Genomic DNA, 17,617 nt, shown 5'->3' on the forward strand with positions numbered 1-17,617 from the left:
TGGCCCCCGGGCGGACGAGGTAGACGTGGAGTCATCCCCTGACGACGGCGGGGTCCGACCCTGCACCGGGAGGCGTGAGTGAGCAGGACGAGCCGGGTCCTGGCAGTGGTGGCCCTGACCGCGGCCGTGGCGGGGTTGCCCGCCGGCCCGGCGGCCGCGGACGACGGCGGCCTGCTCCGGCTGGCGCACCTGTCGCCCGACACCCCCGCCGTCGACGTCTACGTCGACTCGGTCGCCGACCCCGCGGCCGGCCAGGTGTTCCCCGCGGTCGGCTACGGCACGGTGTCGGACTACCGGTCGGTCCCGGCCGGCACCTACGCGGTCAGCATGCGGGCCGCCGGTGCGGACCCGGAGAGCCCGCCGGTGCTGTCGACGACGGTGCAGGTCGGCGCGGACAGCGCGCACACCGTGGCCGGCGTCGGCCCCTTCGCCGACCTCGGCCTCGAGGTGCTCGACGACGACCTCACCCCGCCGCCGCCGGGTACCGCGCGGATGCGGGTCGTCGCCGCGGCGGCGGGCGCGCAGACCCTCGACGTCGCCGTCCCCGGCGGGCCGTCGCTGGCCACCGGCCTGGCCTTCGCCGACACGACCGGCTACGTCGACGTGCCCGCGGGCGCCACGGCGGTCACGGTGACGCCGCAGGGCGGCCAGGCCACGGACCTGCCGGTGCACGTCGACGCGGGGTCGGTGTACAGCGTGCTGGTGCTCGACCGGGCCGGCGGCGGGCTGACCGTCCGGACCGCCCTCGACGCCGCCGGCCCCGGGGTCGTCCCCACGGGCGGGGTGGAGGCCGGCGCCGGCGGCGCGGCGGGCACCGCGTCGCCGCCCGTCCTGGCCGTGGCCGGTGCCGCCGTCCTCGCCGCCGGCGCGAGCCTGGTCCTGCTCGCCCCGCGGCGGACGGCGGCCGGCGCCGCGCCGGGCCGGCACGCCGCGGGCCGCCGGCGCCGGTGACCGGGCCGGCCGCCCGCCACCGAGCGCCCGGGCGCCGGTCCCGGCACCGCGCGCCACGGAGCCGGGCGGGCCTGCTGCGGCCCGCACTGGCCGTCCTCGCGCTCGCCGCGGCGGCGGTCGCGCTGCTGGGGCCGGCCGCTCCCCCGCCGGCCACCGCCGGGACGGGCACTGCGGCCGTGCCGGGGCCGGTCGTGCTGGCGCAGCGGTCCGCCCCCGCGGCCGCGGCGCCCGTCCGGGTGCGGGCGCCGGCCATCGGTCTCGACAGCGGGCTGGTCGACCTGGGCCTCGACGCCACCGGCGCGCTGGCGGCCCCGGCCGACCCCGCGACGGCGGGCTGGTACACCGGCGGCCCGGCACCGGGCGACGTCGGGCCGGCGGTGCTGGCCGGGCACGTCGACTCCCGCAGGGGCCCGGCGGTCTTCTGGCGCCTGCGCGAGCTCACCTCCGGCGACGAGGTGCTCGTCGACCGCGCCGACGGCAGCACCGCCCGGTTCACCGTCACCCGGGTCGAGCGGCACCCGAAGGACGCGTTCCCGACCGACGCGGTGTACCGGCCGACCGCCGACGCCCAGCTGCGGCTGGTGACCTGCGGCGGCGACTTCGACCGCGCGGTGCGCAGCTACGAGGACAACGTGGTGGTGTTCGCGCAGACGGGATGACTCGCCCGATCGGCGCGGCCTCCCTGCAGGGGCCCGCCGCGAGCTCGCGAGTGGCGGGGGCAAGGTGACCCTTCGATCAGCGGCGGCGATCGCGGGCCTGCCAGCAGGCGGTGTGCCAGTGCCGGCGCCGGTCGGCGGCGGAGTCGGTGTCCCAGGGCTCGAGGTCCGAGTCGCGGGCGTAGGCCGGCCAGCTGACCACGTGCGGCGTGCCCGGCCGGATCTCCTGGTCGCAGCCCGGGCAGCGGTAGGGCTTGGTGCTCGCCGCCCCGGTCAGCCGGCGGACGACCCAGTCGCCGTCGGCGGCCTCCTCGACGTCCTCGCCCCGGCGCGGGAGCGGGGGGCGGCCGGCCGGCCGCCCCCCGCTGCGTCGTCCCCTGCGGGGCACCTCAGCGCCGGGAGTAGTCCCGGAACCCGCGGCCGGTCTTGCGGCCCAGGTAGCCGGCGGTGACCAGGTGCTCGAGCAGCGGGGCCGGCGCGAACCCGGGCTCGCGGAACTCGGTGTACAGCTCCCGCTCGATGGCCAGCGAGACGTCGAGACCGACGACGTCGAGCAGCTCGAACGGGCCCATCGGGTAGCCGCAGCCGACCTTCATGGCGGCGTCGATGTCGTCGGCGGTCGCGTAGTGCGCCTCGAGCATCTTCACCGCGTCGTTGAGGTAGGGGAACAGCAGCGCGTTGACGATGAACCCCGCCCGGTCGGTGCAGGACACCGCGTGCTTGCCCAGCCGGGCGCAGACCGCGTGCGCGGTGGCCGCGACGTCGGGAGCGGTGGCGATCGTGCTGACCACCTCGACCAGCTTCATCACCGGTGCGGGGTTGAAGAAGTGCAGGCCGACGACGTCGGCGGGGCGCTCGCTGGCCTTGGCGCACTCGATGACCGGCAGGCTCGACGTCGTCGTGGCCAGCACCGCGCCGGGCTTGCAGATCTCACCGAGGTTGGCGAACAGCGCCTGCTTGGTGGCCAGGTGCTCGACGACGGCCTCGATGACCAGGTCGACGTCGGCGAGGTCGTCCAGCGACGCGGTGCCGGTGACCCGGGTGAGGACCTCGTCCCGGCCGGCCTCGTCGAGCCGGCCGCGGGCGACCTGCTTGTCCAGCGACTTCCGCAGCGCGGTGTGCACGGCCTCGACCTTGTCGAGGGTGCGGGCGACGAAGACGACCTCGTAGCCGCCCTTGGCGGCGACCTCGACGATGCCGGTGGCCATCGTCCCGGAGCCGACGACGCCGACCTTCGACACCGGGCGGGCGCCCTGGGCGGCACCGCCGGCGGCCGGGGTGCGCTCGTCGGGCACGACCTCGGCGGAGCCGGGCTCGGCGTAGGTGTAGAAGCCGCGCCCGGACTTCCGGCCCAGCAGGCCCGCGGTCATCATCTGCTTGATGACCGGGCTGGGCGCGTGCAGCCGGTTGCGCGACTGCTTGTACATCGTGTCGAGGATCTCGTAGGCGGTGTCGATGCCGATGAGGTCCATGAGCGCGAGCGGGCCCATCGGCAGGCCGCAGCCCAGCCGCATGGCGGCGTCGATGTCCTCGCGGCTGGCGTAGCGGTTCTCGTACATCGAGACCGCGTGGTTGAGGTAGCCGAACAGCAGCGCGTTGGCGATGAAGCCGGCCTTGTCGCCGATGGTCACGTCGACCTTGCCCAGCCGCTCGGCCAGGGCCTCGACGTCCTCGATGACCGAGGGCTCGGTGACGACGGTGCGCACGACCTCGACCAGCTTCATGACCGGCGCCGGGTTGAAGAAGTGCATCCCGATGACCTTGCTCGGCCGGCCGGTGGCCACCGACAGCTCGGTCACCGACAGGCTGGAGGTGTTGGTCGCGAGGATGGTGTCCGGCGGGCAGATCTTGTCCAGCTTCGCGAACAGCTCGGTCTTGAGCTCCATCCGCTCCGGGACGGCCTCGATGACCAGCTCCGCGGCGGCGAGGTCCTCGAGCGAGGTGGTGAAGCGGATGCGGCCGAGGATCGCCTCGCGCTCGGCGTCGTCGAGCTTGCCGCGCGCGACCGCCTTCCCGGTGGACTGCTCGACGTGCCCGCGGCCGCGGGCCAGCGCCTCGTCCCCGACCTCCACGGCGGTCACCGACAGGCCCGCGCGGGCCAGCACCTCGGCGATGCCCGCACCCATGGTGCCCAGGCCCACCACGCCGACCTCGGTCAGTTCTCTGGCCACGCTGCCATCTCCTCCCGTGCGTTGACCGGGGCAGTCTCCCACCCCACGGGAGGCCGGCCTACCGGCGGGTAGCGCCCTAGAACAGCCGCTGGGTGGGGTCGTCGGTGCCCTTGAGGACGGCGTAGTCGACCGTCACGCACTCGATGCCGCGGTCGCCGGCCAGCACCCGCGCCTGCGGCTTGATCTCCTGCGCGGCGAACACGCCCTTGACCGGGGCCAGCAGCGGATCGCGGTTGAGCAGCTCGAGGTAGCGGGTCAGCTGCTCGACGCCGTCGATCTCGCCGCGCCGCTTGACCTCCACGGCGACGGTGCGCCCGTCGGCGTCGCGGCAGAGCAGGTCGACCGGGCCGATCGCCGTCGGGTACTCGCGGCGGACCAGCGACCAGCCCTGCCCGAAGGTCTCCACGTGCAGCGCGAGCAGCCGCTGCAGCTCGGCCTCGACGCCGTCCTTCTGCAGGCCGGGGTCCACGCCCAGCTCGTGCGCGGAGTCGTGCTCGACCGACTCGATGGTGATGACCAGCTGCTCACCGGCCTTGTTGGTGACCGTCCAGGTGCCGGACCCGTCGACCAGCTCGTCCTTCAGGGTGCACGGCGGGCTCATCCAGTTCAGCGGCTTGTAGGCGCGGTCGTCGGCGTGCACCGACACCGACCCGTCGGCCTTGACCAGCAGCAGCCGCGAGGCCATGGGCAGGTGGGCGGTCAGCCGCCCGATGTAGTCGACCGAGCAGCGGGCGATGACCAGACGCACGGGGGCCGACGGTACCGGTCCGGTCACGACGGGAACCGCGGCGCCGGGTCGCGCGTCGCAGGACCGTGACGACGACGTCGACGGTGCGCGCGGCCGCCCTGCTGGCCGGTGCGCTGGCGCTGGCGGGGTGTGCGCGGGACGGGACCGACGCCGCGGCGCCGTCGCCCGACCCCCTGCCCGCGGGGCCCGTGCTGCAGGTCGAGCACACCGGCGGCTTCGTGCCCCCGGAGGACCTGGCCACCCGGCTGCCGCTGGTCACCGTGCACGGCGACGGCCGGGTGTTCACCGAGGGCCCGCAGATCGAGATCTGGCCCTCCCCCGCGCTGCCGAACGTGCAGGTGACCGAGGTCGACGAGGCCACCGTCCGCGACCTGCTCGACCGCGCCGTCGACGCCGGGGTGACCGACGACGCCGACCTCGGCGAGCCGCCGGTGGCCGACGCGCCCACCACCCGCATCACCCTGACCACCGCCGAGGGCACCGCGGTCCGCGAGGTCTACGCGCTGGCCGAGACCCCCGACGAGTCCCTGACCCCGGAGCAGGCCGAGGCCCGCGGCCGGCTCCACGACCTGGTGGACGAGCTCACCGGCCTGGCCGCCGCGGGCCCGGCGGAGTCCTACGTGCCGCAGACGGTGGCCGCGGTGGTCCAGCCCTACACCGGCGGCGACCCGGAGTTCCCCCAGCCCGACGTCGCCTGGCCCGGGCCCGGGCTGCCCGGCACCCCGATCGGCGCCGGCCTGACCTGCGTGAGCGCCACCGGGCAGCAGGCGGCCGACGTGCTCGCGGCGGCCGCCCCGGCGAACGTGCTCACGCCGTGGACCACGCCGGACGGCACCCGCTGGTCGATCGCGTTCCGGCCGGTGCTGCCGCACGAGACCGGCTGCGCGGACCTGGACTGAGGCTCTTCCGCTCGGTCCGGCCCCGTCCCGGGGCCCGCCCTGAGCCTGCGGAGGGTGGGGAGGACGGGGTCCTCTCAGTCCTCCCAGACCGGCGGGCGCTTCTCCAGGAACGACCGCATGCCCTCGCGGGCGCCGTCGATCTGGCTGGCCGACGCCATCACCTCGACGGCGACGCCGTAGGCGTCCCGCTCGGGCCGGTCGAGCTGGGCGTACATCGTCTGCTTGCCCCACGCCTTGCTGGCCCGGGAGCCGCGGGTGGCCCGCGCCATGAGCTCGTCGACGGCGGCGTCGAGCTCGCCGTCGGGCACCACGCGGTTGACCAGGCCCCAGTCCAGCGCGGTCCGCGCGTCGATGACGTCGCCGGTGAGCGCGAGCTCCATCGCCCGCTTGCGGCCGACGTTGCGGGCGATGGCCACCATCGGCGTGTGGCAGAACCAGCCGCCCTTGCCGCCCGGGGCGGCGAAGCCGGCCGACTCCGCGGCCACCGCGAGGTCGCAGGAGGCCACGAGCTGGCAGCCCGCGGCGGTGGCCAGGGCGTGCACCCGCGCGACGACGACCTGCGGCACGTCCTGCAGCGTCTGCACCAGCTCGGTGCACAGGGCGAGCAGGCTGCGCACCTCGGTCACCGGCCGGTCCACGACGTCCCGGAAGTCGTGCCCGGCGCTGAACACCGGCCCCTCCGCGCCCAGGACGATGCCCGCCGCGTCGGTGCCGCCGGCCTCGGTGACGGCGGCCAGCAGCAGGGTCAGGTGGTCGCGGGACAGCGCGTTGCGCCGCTGCGGCCGGCACATGGTGATGCGGACGACGTCCTCGTCGCGCTCGACGCGGGGAGCTCCCTCGGCGGTCACGTGACCGACCTCACCACGGGCGGCCGGTCGGCCGCAACGCGGCTGGGACGCTGGAGGGGTGGACACCGGGAGGGACGTCGAGGAGGTCACCGACACCGCGCCGCGCGCCGCCGGGCGGACGCTGTTCAGCCAGGGCTGGCGGGACGTCGCGTTCCTCCACTGGGCGGTCGACCCGGACGTCGTCGCGCCGCTGCTGCCGCCGGGCACCCGGCCGGACACCACCCCGGACGGGCGCAGCTGGGTCGGGCTGGTGCCCTTCCGCATGCGCCGCACCGGCGTCCTCGGCTCGCCCGGCCTCCCCTACGTCGGCTCCTTCCTCGAGACCAACGTGCGGCTGTACTCCGTGGACGGGCGGGGCCGGCGCGGCGTCGTCTTCCGGTCCCTCGACGCCGACCGGCTGCTCCCGGTCCTGGTCGCCCGCGCCGCCGGGCTGCCCTACCTCTGGTCGCGGATGCGCCTGAGCCGCGACGGCGACCTGCTGACCTACACCTCCCGGCGGCGCTGGCCCGGCCCGCGCGGCGCCGGCGGCCGCGTCCAGGTGCGGGTCGGCCCACGGCTGGAGCGGCCCGGTCCGCTGGAGCGCTTCCTCACCGGCCGCTGGGGGCTGCACCAGACGAGCCGGGGCCGCACGCGGTACTGGCCCAACGAGCACCCGGCCTGGCCGCTGCACCGCGCCGAGCTCCTGGCCTGGGACGGCGACCTGCTCGCCGCGGCCGGGCTGCCCGGCGTCGGCGGCCCGCCGGACAGCGTGCTGTTCTCCCCCGGCGTCGACGTCCGCTTCGGCCCCCGCGTCTGACGCACGGAGCCGTTCCGCAACCCCCTGGGCAAGACGGCGCACAGCGGCGACACTGCCCGGGTGGGAGCACCGCAGCCCGTCGCGACCGCCGACCCGACGACCGACGACGCCGGCGGGGACTGGGTGCACCGCCTGCTCGACCTCGCGCGCGCCCGGCTCGGCATGGACGTCGCCTGGCTGTCGGTGTTCACCCAGGACCGCCAGGAGATCGCCTCGGCCACCGGCGCGCTCGGTGCCATGAACGTCTCCGAGGGCATGTCGATGCCGCTCGAGGAGTCCTTCTGCGTGCGGGTGCTCTCTGGTCAGCTGCCGCCGGTGGTCACCGGCGCCGACCGCAACCCGGTCACCCGCGAGCTCGCCGTCACCCACCAGCTGGGGATCGGTTCCTACGTCGGCGCCCCGGTGCGCGGCGACGACCGGCGCCCGCTCGGGATGCTGTGCTGCATCAGCCGGGACGCCGGCGAGCAGCTGGACGGCTCGTCGGTGCGGACGGTGGAGCTGCTCGCCGAGCTGATCGGCGAGCGGCTGACCGCCGAGGAGGCCGCCGAGGCCGAGCTGGCCACCCGGCGCGCGCGGGTCTGCGACGTCCTGGAGCGTCGGGCGCTGGAGGTGCACGTCCAGCCGGTCGTCGACATGCACAGCGGCACCGTCGTCGCCCACGAGGCGCTGTCCCGCTTCCCCGGCAGCGAGGGCGGCCCGGCGACGCTGTTCGCCGACGCCGCGGTCGTCGGCCTGGGCGTGGACCTGGAGCTGCTGGCCGTGCACGCCGCCCTGGAGGCCGGGGACCGGCTGCCGCGGGGCCGGCGGATGGCGGTCAACCTCTCCCCCGAGGCGCTGCTGTCCCCCCAGGTCGGCGAGGCGCTGCTCGCCGGCGTCCGGCGGACGGCGCTGACCGTGGAGATCACCGAGCACAGCCCGATCGCGGACTACGGGCCGGTCCTGGGCGCCCTGGCGCCGCTGCGGGCGGCCGGGATCCGGCTCAGCATCGACGACGCCGGTGCCGGCTACGCCAGCCTGCGGCACATCCTGCGGCTGCGGCCGGACACCATCAAGCTCGACATCGCGCTGGTCAGCGGGGTCGACGTCGACCCGGCCCGGCAGGCGATGACCGCGGCGATGGTGGCCTTCGCCGCCGACACCGGTGCCACGCTCGTGGCCGAGGGCATCGAGACCACCGCCGAGCGCGACGCCCTGCTCACCCGCGGCGTCCGCTACGGGCAGGGCCACCTGTTCGGCCGGCCGGCGCCGATCGCGTGAGCGGCGCCGGCCGGCGGCTCAGACGGAGGCCGGCACCTTCTCGTCCAGGCCGTTCGCCTCGCGGACGACGTCGACGACCTGGCCCATGATGTCGGTGAGCCCGAAGTCCTTGGGCGTGAACACCCGGGCCACGCCCTGCTCGCGCAGCCGGCGCGCGTCGCTGTCGGGGATGATCCCGCCGACGACGACCGGGACGTCGTCCAGGCCGGCCTCCCGCAGGCCCTGCAGCACCGCCGGGACCACCTGCAGGTGCGAGCCGGACAGCACCGACAGCCCGACGACGTGCACGTCCTCCTCGATCGCGGCCGACACGATCTGCGCAGGCGTGAGCCGGATGCCCTGGTAGACCACCTCGAACCCGGCGTCGCGGGCGCGGACGGCGATCTGCTCGGCGCCGTTGGAGTGCCCGTCCAGCCCCGGCTTGCCGACCAGGAACCGCAGCCGCCCGCCGAGCTCCTCGCCGGTGGCCCGCACCCGCTCGCGGACCCGACCCAGCGTCTCGTCGGCCTCGCCGCCGCCGGTGGCCGCGGCGACGCCGGTGGGGGCGCGGTACTCGCCGAACACCTCGCGCAGGACGCCGGCCCACTCCCCCGTCGTCACGCCCGCCCGGGCGCACCGCAGGGTCGCCTCCATGAGGTTGACGTCGCTGCCGGCGGCCTCCCGCAGGGCGGCCAGCGCGGCCTCCACCGGCGCCGGGTCGCGCTCGGCCCGCCACTTCCGCACCGCCTCCCGGGCGGCGCTCTCGACGGCGGGGTCGACGACCTGGATGGCGGCGTCGAGGTCGGCCAGCAGCGGGTTGGGCTCGGTGCCCTCGAACCGGTTGACCCCGACGACGACGTCCTCGCCGTTCTCCATCCGGCGCCGCCGCTCGGCCAGCGAGGCGACGAGCTGCCCCTTCATGTAGCCGGACTCGACGGCGGCCACCGCCCCGCCCATCTCCTGCACCCGGGCGATCTCGGCACGGGCGCCCTCGACCAGCTCGGCGACCTTCCGCTCCACCACGACCGACCCGGTGAACAGGTCGTCGTACTCGAGCAGGTCGGTCTCATAGGCGAGCACCTGCTGCAGCCGCAGCGACCACTGCTGGTCCCACGGCCGGGGCAGGCCCAGCGCCTCGTTCCACGCCGGCAGCTGCACCGCGCGGGCGCGGGCGTCCTTGGACAGCGTGACCGCGAGCATCTCGAGCACGATCCGCTGCACGTTGTTCTCCGGCTGGGCCTCGGTGAGGCCCAGGGAGTTGACCTGCACGCCGTAGCGGAACCGGCGGTGCTTGGGGTCCTGCACGCCGTAGCGCTCCTGCGTCAGCTCGTCCCAGAGCTGGGTGAAGGCGCGCATCTTGCACATCTCCTCGACGAAGCGGACGCCCGCGTTGACGAAGAAGGAGATGCGCGCGACCACCTCGCCGAAGCGCTCCTGCGGCACCTGGCCGGAGTCGCGCACCGAGTCCAGGACGGCGATCGCGGTGCTCATCGCGTAGGCGATCTCCTGCACCGGCGTCGCGCCGGCCTCCTGCAGGTGGTAGCTGCAGATGTTGATCGGGTTCCACTTGGGCATGGCCGTCACGGTGTAGGCGACCGTGTCGGTGATCAGCCGCATCGAGGGCCCGGGCGGGAACACGTAGGTCCCTCGCGACAGGTACTCCTTGATGATGTCGTTCTGCGTCGTCCCGGCGAGCTCCGCGACGTCGTGCCCGTGCTCCTCGGCGACCGCCTGGTAGAGCGCGAGCAGCCACATGGCGGTGGCGTTGATCGTCATCGACGTGTTCATCTCGTCGAGCGGGATGCCGTCGAACAGCGCCCGCATGTCGCCGAGGTGCGTGACCGGGACGCCGACCTTGCCGACCTCCCCGACGGCGAGCTCGTCGTCGGGGTCGTAACCGGTCTGCGTCGGCAGGTCGAAGGCGACCGACAGGCCGGTCTGCCCCTTCGCCAGGTTCCGGCGGTAGAGCGCGTTGGACTCGGCCGGCGAGGAGTGGCCGGCGTAGGTGCGCATGACCCAGGGGCGGTCGCGCTCCTTCGGCGATGAAGGGAACGGCATGCCAGCGGAGTGTAAGGGTGTTACCGACCAGTAGCAGCACCGGTCCGGGAGCCCCGCGGTGGCACACTCGGTCGTGTGCGACCGGGCCGGGAGGGGCCCGGACGCCACCCGCCGAGGGGAGGCGCCGTGCTGCAGCCGGGCAGTCTGAGCTACATCGCCGGACCGGTCATCGCGATCGTCGTCATGGTGCTGCTCGCCCTCTTCATGCGCTGGGCCTTCGGCGGGAGCTCCACCGGCGGCATGCGCCGGCGCCGCCCCTCGCCTGCCAACGACGGCCTGCTCACCCGGGTCGCCACCCTGTCCCGCCGCGAGTCGGCGCTGGCGCTGCGCGCGGTGCTCTCCGACGCGGGGATCCGCTCGACCGTCCGCTTCCCCGAGGCGCACCGCGCCGACGTGCTGGTCTTCCCGGAGGACGCGGCCCGCGCCCGCGCGCTGGCGTCCTCCTTCCCCGCGGCCTGAGTCAGTCCGGGCGCTCGACCCGCTGGATCTCCACGCCCAGGCCGCGCAGCTGCTCGACGAAGTCCGGGTAGCCGCGGTCGACGTGGTGCACGTCCTGCACCTCGGTGACGCCGTCGGACAGCAGGCCGGCGAGCACCAGCCCGGCGCCGGCGCGGATGTCGGTGGCCAGCACGGGTGCCGAGGACAGCCGCTCCCGCCCGCGGACGACGGCGTGGTGGCCGTCGATGCGCACGTCGGCGCCCAGGCGGACCAGCTCGTTGACGAACATGAACCGGCCCTCGAACACGTTCTCGGTGATCAGCGCCGTGCCGGTGGACACCGCGGCCAGCGCGACCGCCATCGGCTGCAGGTCGGTCGGGAACCCGGGGAACGGCAGCGTGACGACGTCGACCCCGCGCGGGCGCTCGTCCATGGCGACCCGGACGCCGTTCTCGACGACCTCCACGGTGGCGCCGGCGCTCACCAGCTTGTCCAGCGGGACGGCGAGGTGGTCGGGGACGGCCCGCTCGACGACGACGTCGCCGCGGGTCATCACCGCGCCGATCGCCCACGTCCCGGCGACGATCCGGTCGGGCACCGTCGAGTAGGTCACCGGCGACAGCACGTCCACGCCCTCGACGGTGAGCGTGGACGTGCCCGCGCCGTCGATGCGGGCGCCCATCGCGGTGAGCATCGAGCAGATGTCGACGATCTCCGGCTCGCGGGCGGCGTTGTCGATGACCGTCGTCCCCTCGGCGAGCACCGCGGCCATGAGCAGGTTCTCGGTGGCCCCGACCGACGGGAAGTCCAGCCAGATCGAGGTGCCCACCAGCCGCGGCGCGGAGGCGACGAGGAAGCCGTGCTCGCTGTGGATCGAGGCGCCGAGCCGCTCGAGGCCGGAGATGTGCATGTCCAGCCCGCGGGAGCCGATCGCGTCGCCGCCGGGCAGCGCCACCCGGGCGCTGCCGCAGCGCGCGACCAGCGGGCCGAGCACGCTGATCGAGGCGCGCATCTTGCGGACCAGGTCGTAGTCGGTCTCGGTGGTGGGGTCCTCCGGCACGTCGACGACGACCCGGCCGCCGCCCCCGGGGTGCCCCGAGCGCTCGTAGCCGACGTCGCAGCCGAGGCGGCGCAGCACCTCGCTCATGATCGCGACGTCGAGGATGTCGGGGACCTCGTCGATCGTCGTCCGCCCGGAGGCCAGGAGCGCGGCGGCCATGAGCTTGAGGGCGCTGTTCTTCGCCCCCGTGACCCGAACCTGGCCCCTGAGGGCGGTGCCGCCGGTCACCTCGAAGCACTGCACCCGACCACCCTACGGCGGGTGCGCGGGCGGCTCCGGGCAGCGTCCTACGCTCGCCCCATGACCGTCCGGCTCACCCGCATCTACACGAAGACCGGTGACGCCGGGCAGACCCACCTGGGCGACATGAGCCGGGTGGCCAAGACCGACCCGCGGCTGGCCGCCTACGCCGACGTCGACGAGGCCAACAGCGTGCTCGGCGTGGCGCTGGCGCTGGGGTCGCCGTCGCCGGGGCTGGTGGAGCTGGTGCGCAGCGTGCAGAACGACCTGTTCGACGTCGGCGCCGACCTGTCCACGCCCGTGGTGCCCGACCCCGCGCACCCACCGCTGCGGGTGACCGCCGCCTACACCGAGCGGCTGGAGGCGGCCTGCGACGAGCACAACGAGGCGCTGCCGAAGCTCACCAGCTTCGTGCTGCCCGGCGGGACGCCGCTGGCGGCGCTGCTGCACCAGGCGCGGGTGGTCGTCCGGCGGGCCGAGCGCAGCGTGTGGGCGCTGCTCGAGGCCGACGGCGAGCGCACCAACCCGGAGACCGCGCGCTACCTCAACCGGCTCTCGGACCTGCTGTTCATCCTCGCCCGCGCGGCCAACCCCGACGGCGACGTGCTGTGGGAGCCCGGGGCGCACAGCGGCGTCCACGCCCAGCGGGCCGCGCGGGGCTGACGCCGGGCGTCAGTGCACGGGCGGGGCCGACTCCACCCAGGAGAGGAACCCCGTCACCGTGGAGGGGTCCATGGCCAGCTCCTTGCGGCCGCTGCCGGTGACGCAGGTCAGGACGACGGCGTCGTCGGGCAGGGCGACGTCGTCCGGCCCGGGGGCCCGCCGGCCCTCGACCGCCACCTCCGTGCGGCACAGCCGCTGCTGCGGGCGGACCGACAGGGACAGCGCGCGGTACCAGAGCAGCGCCTCTCCCCCGTACCAGGCGACGCCCACCGACCACCGGGAGCTGCCCGCCGGGCGCAGCCACATCGTCACCGCGCCGAGGCCGGACAGCAGCAGCCGGCGGCGGATGAGGAAGGCGACCACCAGGACGACGACCAGCAGCCCGGCGAGGACGAGCAGGGCGGTGGTCACCGGCGGCTGGGACGGGCGCGGTCCGGTCGGTTCAGTCGGCCTGCCCGGCGGCCCGCAGGCGGGACTGGGCGCGGCGGGCGGCGGCGAGGGCCTCGGGGTCGTCGCCGGCGGACTCGGCGCGGCGCAGTGCCTCGCGGGCCCGCTCGACGTCGATCTCGGAGGAGATCTCCGCAGTCTCGGCGAGGATGGACACGCCCTTCGGCGTCACCGACAGGAAGCCACCGTGGGCGGCGACGACCATGTCCGGACCCTCGGTCGTCCGGACGGTGACGACGCCACCGGGAGCGAGCTCGCCGAGCAGCGGGGCGTGGCCGGGCAGGACGCCGATCTCGCCCTCGGTGGTGCGGGCGATGACCATGCTCGCCTCGCCCGACCAGATGGTCCGCTCGACGGCCACCAACTCGACCTGCAGGGTCGCCACGACACTCCTCCGGGTCCACCGACGGGCGGTGCTGGGACGCCGGCCGGGAAGCGGGCACGGCGACGGACGGGCCCACTCTAGCCGCGGGACCCGCGGCACCCGGCGCGGGCCGGGTGAGGTGCTGGAACGGCCACCCGTCAGGGGCCCGCGCCGGGCTGGCGAGGCGTGGGGGGAAGGGTGGCCGTTCCTCAGGCGGCGCGGCGGTAGAGGAGGGTCCAGCGACCGACGCGGACCCACGGGTGACGCACCGTCGAGGCGGGCGCCCACTCCTCGGTGTCGTAGGCGATGTCGTGCACGTGCGGTACGGACGTCGACGGCCAGGTCCACCCTGGATCGGCGGTCCCGGCCGGCAGGCGGGTCACCGTGCCGTCGGTGCTGGTCGCGTCCAGCCACTCCATGGTCTTCTCCCACACGACGCGTCCGGTCCCTCCGGGCGCCACCCTCTCCGATCGGCAGCAAGGCTCCCGCTCTTGAGGTGCGCCCGGAAGGCACCTGCCCACGACGCCGGGGACGTCAACCCCGTGCCGCGCCACGCCCTGGCCCGTCCCGACCGTCCGTGACGGTTTCTTCACGTACGTGGCACCCCGGACGCACGACGGCTGGGTGTCCCCCGCAAGGGACACCGGGCCGTCGCGGCCGGACCTCAGCCGATGCGCTCCCAGGAGCCGCAACGCTCGGAGGAGAAGGCGAGGTCGCCGGCCCGGATGGTGACGGTGGCGTCCCCGGCTCCGATGCCGTTCGCGATGATCTCGTCGAAGTCGCCGGACAGGCCCGAGAGCCGCTCCCAGTAGCACTCCCCCGGGTCGGTCGCACGGTAGGTACCCGGCGCGACCTCTGTCCCGACGAGGTGCACACCACTTCCCGGGATCCGGTTGTCGGCGGCCTGCTGCTCGAGGACCGAGACGGCGTCCTCCCGTGCGACGAGATCCGCCTCCCGTCCGTCGAGTGCCGCGGAGCGGGCGTCGAGTTCGGCCTGCCGGGCCGCGTAGTCCGCGGCCGCCGCCGACTCGGCCGCCGCACGGGCACCGGCGACGTCCCGCTCCGCCTGGTCGCGGGTGTCCTCGACCTCGGTCTGCAGCCCGTTCACCTGCTGGCGCAGATCACCCACCTCGGCAGTCAGGGCGTCGACGCGGACCTGGTCGTCGGCCGCGTCGGCCCCCGCGAGCCCGCCACCGACTCCACCGGTGAGCAGTGCGACCACCCCTGCAAGGACCGGCGCGACCCACCGGCGTGACCGTCGCGGCGCCGGTTCCGGGGTTGCCGGTGCCAGCAGTCCGGGCACCGCCGGCCCGGAGCCCGGCAGCGGCTCGAGCACCGCCGTCACACCTGGAGCAGCGGCGTCGCGCCCCTCGTGCTCCGTCGTCACCGTCGCCGACGACTCGTCGTCCCCTCGGACGACCTCCTGCTCCTGCACTGACACGCTCCCCGTTCCCGGCTCCCGCGACCGGCCGGGGCATCCTGCCAGCCGCGGACGACGAGACCCGGGAAGCACGATGGCCGGGTGCCCCAGCGGGACACCCGGCCATCGACGGCGCAGCCCGGGATCAGCCGCGCTTGAGCTTCTCCGCGTTGCGCTCGAGGTCCTCGAGCCCACCGCACATGAAGAAGGCCTGCTCGGGCACGTGGTCGTAGTTGCCCTCAGTGAGCGCCTTGAAGGCCTCGAGGGTCTCCGACAGCGGCACGAACGAGCCGGGCTGACCGGTGAAGGCCTCGGCCACGAACATGTTCTGCGAGAGGAACCGCTCGATCCGCCGTGCGCGCTGCACGGTGACCTTGTCCTCCTCGGAGAGCTCGTCGATGCCGAGGATCGCGATGATGTCCTGCAGCTCCTGGTAGCGCTGGAGGATCTGCTTCACCGTCTGCGCGACCTGGTAGTGCTCCTGCCCGACGTACTGCGGGTCGAGGATCCGGCTGGTGGAGTCCAGCGGGTCGACGGCCGGGTAGATGCCCTTCTCCGAGATCGGCCGGGAGAGCACCGTCGTCGCGTCGAGGTGCGCGAAGGTGGTGTGCGGCGCCGGGTCGGTGATGTCGTCGGCGGGCACGTAGATCGCCTGCAGCGAGGTGATCGAGTGACCCCGCGTCGAGGTGATCCGCTCCTGCAGCTCGCCCATCTCGTCGGCGAGGGTCGGCTGGTACCCCACGGCGGAGGGCATGCGGCCCAGCAGCGTGGACACCTCGGACCCGGCCTGGGTGAACCGGAAGATGTTGTCGATGAAGAGCAGCACGTCCTGGTTCTGCTCGTCGCGGAAGTACTCCGCCATCGTCAGCGCCGACAGCGCCACCCGCAGCCGGGTGCCCGGCGGCTCGTCCATCTGGCCGAAGACCAGCGCGGTGGACTCGATGACGCCGGACTCGGTCATCTCGGTGATGAGGTCGTTGCCCTCGCGGGTGCGCTCGCCGACGCCGGCGAACACCGACACGCCACCGAACTCCTGGGCGACCCGGCGGATCATCTCCTGGATCAGCACGGTCTTGCCCACGCCGGCACCGCCGAACAGGCCGATCTTCCCGCCGGCCACGTACGGGGTGAGCAGGTCGATGACCTTGATGCCGGTCTCGAGCAGCTCGGTGCGGCCCTCGAGCTGGTCGAACCGCGGCGCGTGCCGGTGGATCGACCAGCGCGGCAGGTCCTGGCCGTAGCCGGGCTTGTCGAGGCACTCACCGAGGGCGTTGAACACGTGCCCGGTGACCTCGTTGCCCACCGGGACGCTGATCGAGCCTCCGGTGTCCCGGACCTCGGCGCCACGGACCAGACCGTCGGTCGGGGCCATGGAGATGGTGCGGACCACGTTGTCGCCCAGGTGCTGGGCGACCTCGAGGGTCAGCGTCTTGCCCAGGTCGGCGAGGGTCACGTCGACGTGCAGGGCGTTGAACAGGTCGGGCATCGCGTCGCGCGGGAACTCGACGTCGACGACCGGCCCGGTGACCCGGACGACGCGGCCGGTCGTCTGGGTGGTCGGACGGTCCTCGGTGACGGTCATGAGGGGGCTCCTCGGTCAGGTGGATCGGAGATCCTGCGGCCCCCGCCTCGGGCGGGGACCGGGGTGGTCAGTCGTCGGCGTTGGCTGCGACCAGCGCGTCGGCGCCACCGACGATCTCGCTGATCTCCTGGGTGATCTCGGCCTGGCGCGCCTGGTTGGCCTGGCGGGAGAGGTTCTTCGCCAGCTCCTCGGCGTTGTCCGAGGCCGACTTCATCGCCCGCCGCCGCGACGCCGACTCGGAGGCCGCGGCCTCGAGCAGCGCCGCGTAGATGCGGGTGGTGACGTACTTCGGCAGCAGCGCGTCGAGCAGCGCGTCGGCCGAGGGCTCGAACTCGTACGAGGTGGGGACGCCGGAGTCGCCGGTGCGGCCGGCCTCGCGGTCCTCCCGCTCGAAGTCGAACTCCTCGACCTCCTCGACCTCCAGCGGGGCCAGCCGCTTGGCGACCGGGACCTGGGCGAGCAGCGACCGGAACTCGGTGTAGACGATGTGCAGCTCGTCCACGCCGGCCACGCCGTCGGCACCCGGGCCGCCGTCCGCGTCGTCGGCACCGGCGGTGAACGCGTCGATGAGGACGCGCCCGACCTCCTGGGCGTCGGGATAGGCCGGCTGCTCGGAGAACCCGGTGAAGGTCTGCACCACCGGCCGGTTGCGGAAGGAGTAGTAGGTCTCCCCCTTGCGGCCGATGACGTAGACCTGCGGCTCCTTGCCCTCCTGCCGCAGCAGCGACAGCAGCTCCTCGGTCCGCCGCAGCACGTTGACGTTGTACGAGCCGGCGAACCCGCGGTCGGAGGTGACCACCAGGACCGCGGCCCGCCGCGTCGACTGCCGCTCGGTGAGCAGCGGGTGCTCGAGCGAGGCGGACGACGCCAGCGCGGACAGGACCCGGGTGATCTCCCGGGCGTACGGCTTGGACGCCTCCACCCGGGCCTGGGCGCGCACGATGCGGGCGCCGGCGATCAGCTCCTGGGCCGAGAAGATCTTCTTCGTCGACTGGGTGGAGCGGATGCGGCGCCGCAGCGCGCGAAGGGAACCGGCCACC

Annotated in this window: 19 protein-coding genes; 7 read left to right on the forward strand and 12 right to left on the reverse strand. The window is 74.6% G+C overall.

The genetic code is table 11. From position 1 onward, the window contains the following. The first annotated feature begins 78 nt into the window (after nucleotides 1-78). Nucleotides 79-951, forward strand: coding sequence for a DUF4397 domain-containing protein (locus tag ACI796_RS05610; RefSeq protein ID WP_456940254.1), 873 nt, complete (start codon nucleotides 79-81; stop codon nucleotides 949-951). Continuing rightward, entirely contained in the window at nucleotides 948-1,610 is a 663-nt protein-coding gene (locus ACI796_RS05615; protein ID WP_456940255.1) for a class F sortase, read from the forward strand. The genes ACI796_RS05610 and ACI796_RS05615 overlap by 4 nt, the downstream gene beginning before the upstream one ends. A 76-nt stretch (nucleotides 1,611-1,686) precedes the next feature. On the opposite strand, the gene ACI796_RS05620 is transcribed toward ACI796_RS05615, so the two are convergent. From ACI796_RS05620 to nucS, 3 genes are all read right to left on the reverse strand, one after another. Continuing rightward, nucleotides 1,687-1,995, reverse strand: a complete 309-nt coding sequence (locus tag ACI796_RS05620) for a hypothetical protein (RefSeq protein WP_456940256.1) — start codon at nucleotides 1,993-1,995, stop codon at nucleotides 1,687-1,689. 1 nt (nucleotide 1,996) lies between these two features. Further along, nucleotides 1,997-3,778, reverse strand: a complete 1,782-nt coding sequence (locus ACI796_RS05625; RefSeq protein WP_456940257.1) for a 3-hydroxyacyl-CoA dehydrogenase family protein — start codon at nucleotides 3,776-3,778, stop codon at nucleotides 1,997-1,999. 76 nt (nucleotides 3,779-3,854) lie between these two features. Continuing rightward, nucleotides 3,855-4,526 (reverse strand): endonuclease NucS, encoded by a 672-nt coding sequence (nucS, locus tag ACI796_RS05630; protein WP_456940258.1) that lies wholly within the window; start codon nucleotides 4,524-4,526, stop codon nucleotides 3,855-3,857. 65 nt (nucleotides 4,527-4,591) lie between these two features. Here nucS and ACI796_RS05635 point away from each other — a divergent pair, with 65 nt between their 5' ends. Then, nucleotides 4,592-5,425 carry a hypothetical protein gene (locus tag ACI796_RS05635; protein ID WP_456940259.1) on the forward strand — a complete coding sequence of 278 codons (834 nt, stop codon included), beginning with the start codon at nucleotides 4,592-4,594 and terminating at the stop codon, nucleotides 5,423-5,425. A 74-nt stretch (nucleotides 5,426-5,499) separates the two neighbouring features. Here the strand turns inward: ACI796_RS05635 and ACI796_RS05640 are convergent, their stop codons facing one another. Continuing rightward, a complete protein-coding gene (locus ACI796_RS05640; RefSeq protein WP_456940260.1) occupies nucleotides 5,500-6,273 on the reverse strand; it encodes an enoyl-CoA hydratase-related protein in 774 nt (257 codons plus the stop codon). Between the two features lie 58 nt (nucleotides 6,274-6,331). Between ACI796_RS05640 and ACI796_RS05645 the strand changes: the two genes are divergently transcribed. Beyond that, nucleotides 6,332-7,069, forward strand: a complete 738-nt coding sequence (locus ACI796_RS05645; RefSeq protein WP_456940261.1) for a YqjF family protein — start codon at nucleotides 6,332-6,334, stop codon at nucleotides 7,067-7,069. 60 nt (nucleotides 7,070-7,129) lie between these two features. Continuing rightward, nucleotides 7,130-8,326: a sensor domain-containing phosphodiesterase gene (locus ACI796_RS05650; RefSeq protein WP_456940262.1), complete on the forward strand. Its 1,197-nt coding sequence runs from the start codon at nucleotides 7,130-7,132 to the stop codon at nucleotides 8,324-8,326. 18 nt (nucleotides 8,327-8,344) lie between these two features. Here the strand turns inward: ACI796_RS05650 and ACI796_RS05655 are convergent, their stop codons facing one another. Beyond that, on the reverse strand, nucleotides 8,345-10,363 hold the full coding sequence (locus tag ACI796_RS05655; RefSeq protein WP_456940263.1) for a protein meaA: 2,019 nt from the start codon (nucleotides 10,361-10,363) through the stop codon (nucleotides 8,345-8,347). 126 nt (nucleotides 10,364-10,489) lie between these two features. Here ACI796_RS05655 and ACI796_RS05660 point away from each other — a divergent pair, with 126 nt between their 5' ends. Beyond that, a complete protein-coding gene (locus ACI796_RS05660) occupies nucleotides 10,490-10,822 on the forward strand; it encodes a hypothetical protein (protein ID WP_456940264.1) in 333 nt (110 codons plus the stop codon). 1 nt (nucleotide 10,823) lies between these two features. Here the strand turns inward: ACI796_RS05660 and murA are convergent, their stop codons facing one another. Then, nucleotides 10,824-12,104 (reverse strand): UDP-N-acetylglucosamine 1-carboxyvinyltransferase, encoded by a 1,281-nt coding sequence (gene murA, locus ACI796_RS05665; protein ID WP_456940265.1) that lies wholly within the window; start codon nucleotides 12,102-12,104, stop codon nucleotides 10,824-10,826. 57 nt (nucleotides 12,105-12,161) lie between these two features. On the opposite strand from murA, the gene ACI796_RS05670 reads away from it, so the two are divergent. After that, nucleotides 12,162-12,764, forward strand: coding sequence for a cob(I)yrinic acid a,c-diamide adenosyltransferase (locus ACI796_RS05670; RefSeq protein ID WP_456940266.1), 603 nt, complete (start codon nucleotides 12,162-12,164; stop codon nucleotides 12,762-12,764). Nucleotides 12,765-12,773: 9 nt separating this feature from the next. On the opposite strand, the gene ACI796_RS05675 is transcribed toward ACI796_RS05670, so the two are convergent. The 6 genes from ACI796_RS05675 to ACI796_RS05700 form a co-directional block, all read right to left on the reverse strand. Beyond that, a complete protein-coding gene (locus tag ACI796_RS05675) occupies nucleotides 12,774-13,175 on the reverse strand; it encodes a DUF2550 domain-containing protein (protein ID WP_456940267.1) in 402 nt (133 codons plus the stop codon). Nucleotides 13,176-13,206: 31 nt separating this feature from the next. Further along, a complete protein-coding gene (locus tag ACI796_RS05680) occupies nucleotides 13,207-13,596 on the reverse strand; it encodes a F0F1 ATP synthase subunit epsilon (RefSeq protein WP_387992473.1) in 390 nt (129 codons plus the stop codon). A 188-nt stretch (nucleotides 13,597-13,784) separates the two neighbouring features. Then, nucleotides 13,785-13,994: a hypothetical protein gene (locus tag ACI796_RS05685; RefSeq protein WP_456940268.1), complete on the reverse strand. Its 210-nt coding sequence runs from the start codon at nucleotides 13,992-13,994 to the stop codon at nucleotides 13,785-13,787. A gap of 245 nt (nucleotides 13,995-14,239) precedes the next feature. Further along, a complete protein-coding gene (locus tag ACI796_RS05690) occupies nucleotides 14,240-14,797 on the reverse strand; it encodes a hypothetical protein (RefSeq protein WP_456940269.1) in 558 nt (185 codons plus the stop codon). Between the two features lie 343 nt (nucleotides 14,798-15,140). Further along, nucleotides 15,141-16,577, reverse strand: coding sequence for a F0F1 ATP synthase subunit beta (gene atpD / locus ACI796_RS05695; RefSeq protein ID WP_456929340.1), 1,437 nt, complete (start codon nucleotides 16,575-16,577; stop codon nucleotides 15,141-15,143). A gap of 67 nt (nucleotides 16,578-16,644) precedes the next feature. Next, entirely contained in the window at nucleotides 16,645-17,616 is a 972-nt protein-coding gene (locus ACI796_RS05700; protein ID WP_456940270.1) for a F0F1 ATP synthase subunit gamma, read from the reverse strand. Nucleotide 17,617 lies beyond the last annotated feature (1 nt).

The organism is Geodermatophilus sp. SYSU D00525, assembly GCF_054050475.1.

Coding starts and splice junctions, on each gene's coding strand:
- ACI796_RS05655 (WP_456940263.1), bottom strand. CDS start 10,363: ATGCCGTTCCCTTCATCGCCGAAGGAGCGCGACCGCCCCTGGGTCATG.
- ACI796_RS05670 (WP_456940266.1), top strand. CDS start 12,162: ATGACCGTCCGGCTCACCCGCATCTACACGAAGACCGGTGACGCCGGG.
- ACI796_RS05685 (WP_456940268.1), bottom strand. CDS start 13,994: ATGGAGTGGCTGGACGCGACCAGCACCGACGGCACGGTGACCCGCCTG.
- atpD (WP_456929340.1), bottom strand. CDS start 16,577: ATGACCGTCACCGAGGACCGTCCGACCACCCAGACGACCGGCCGCGTC.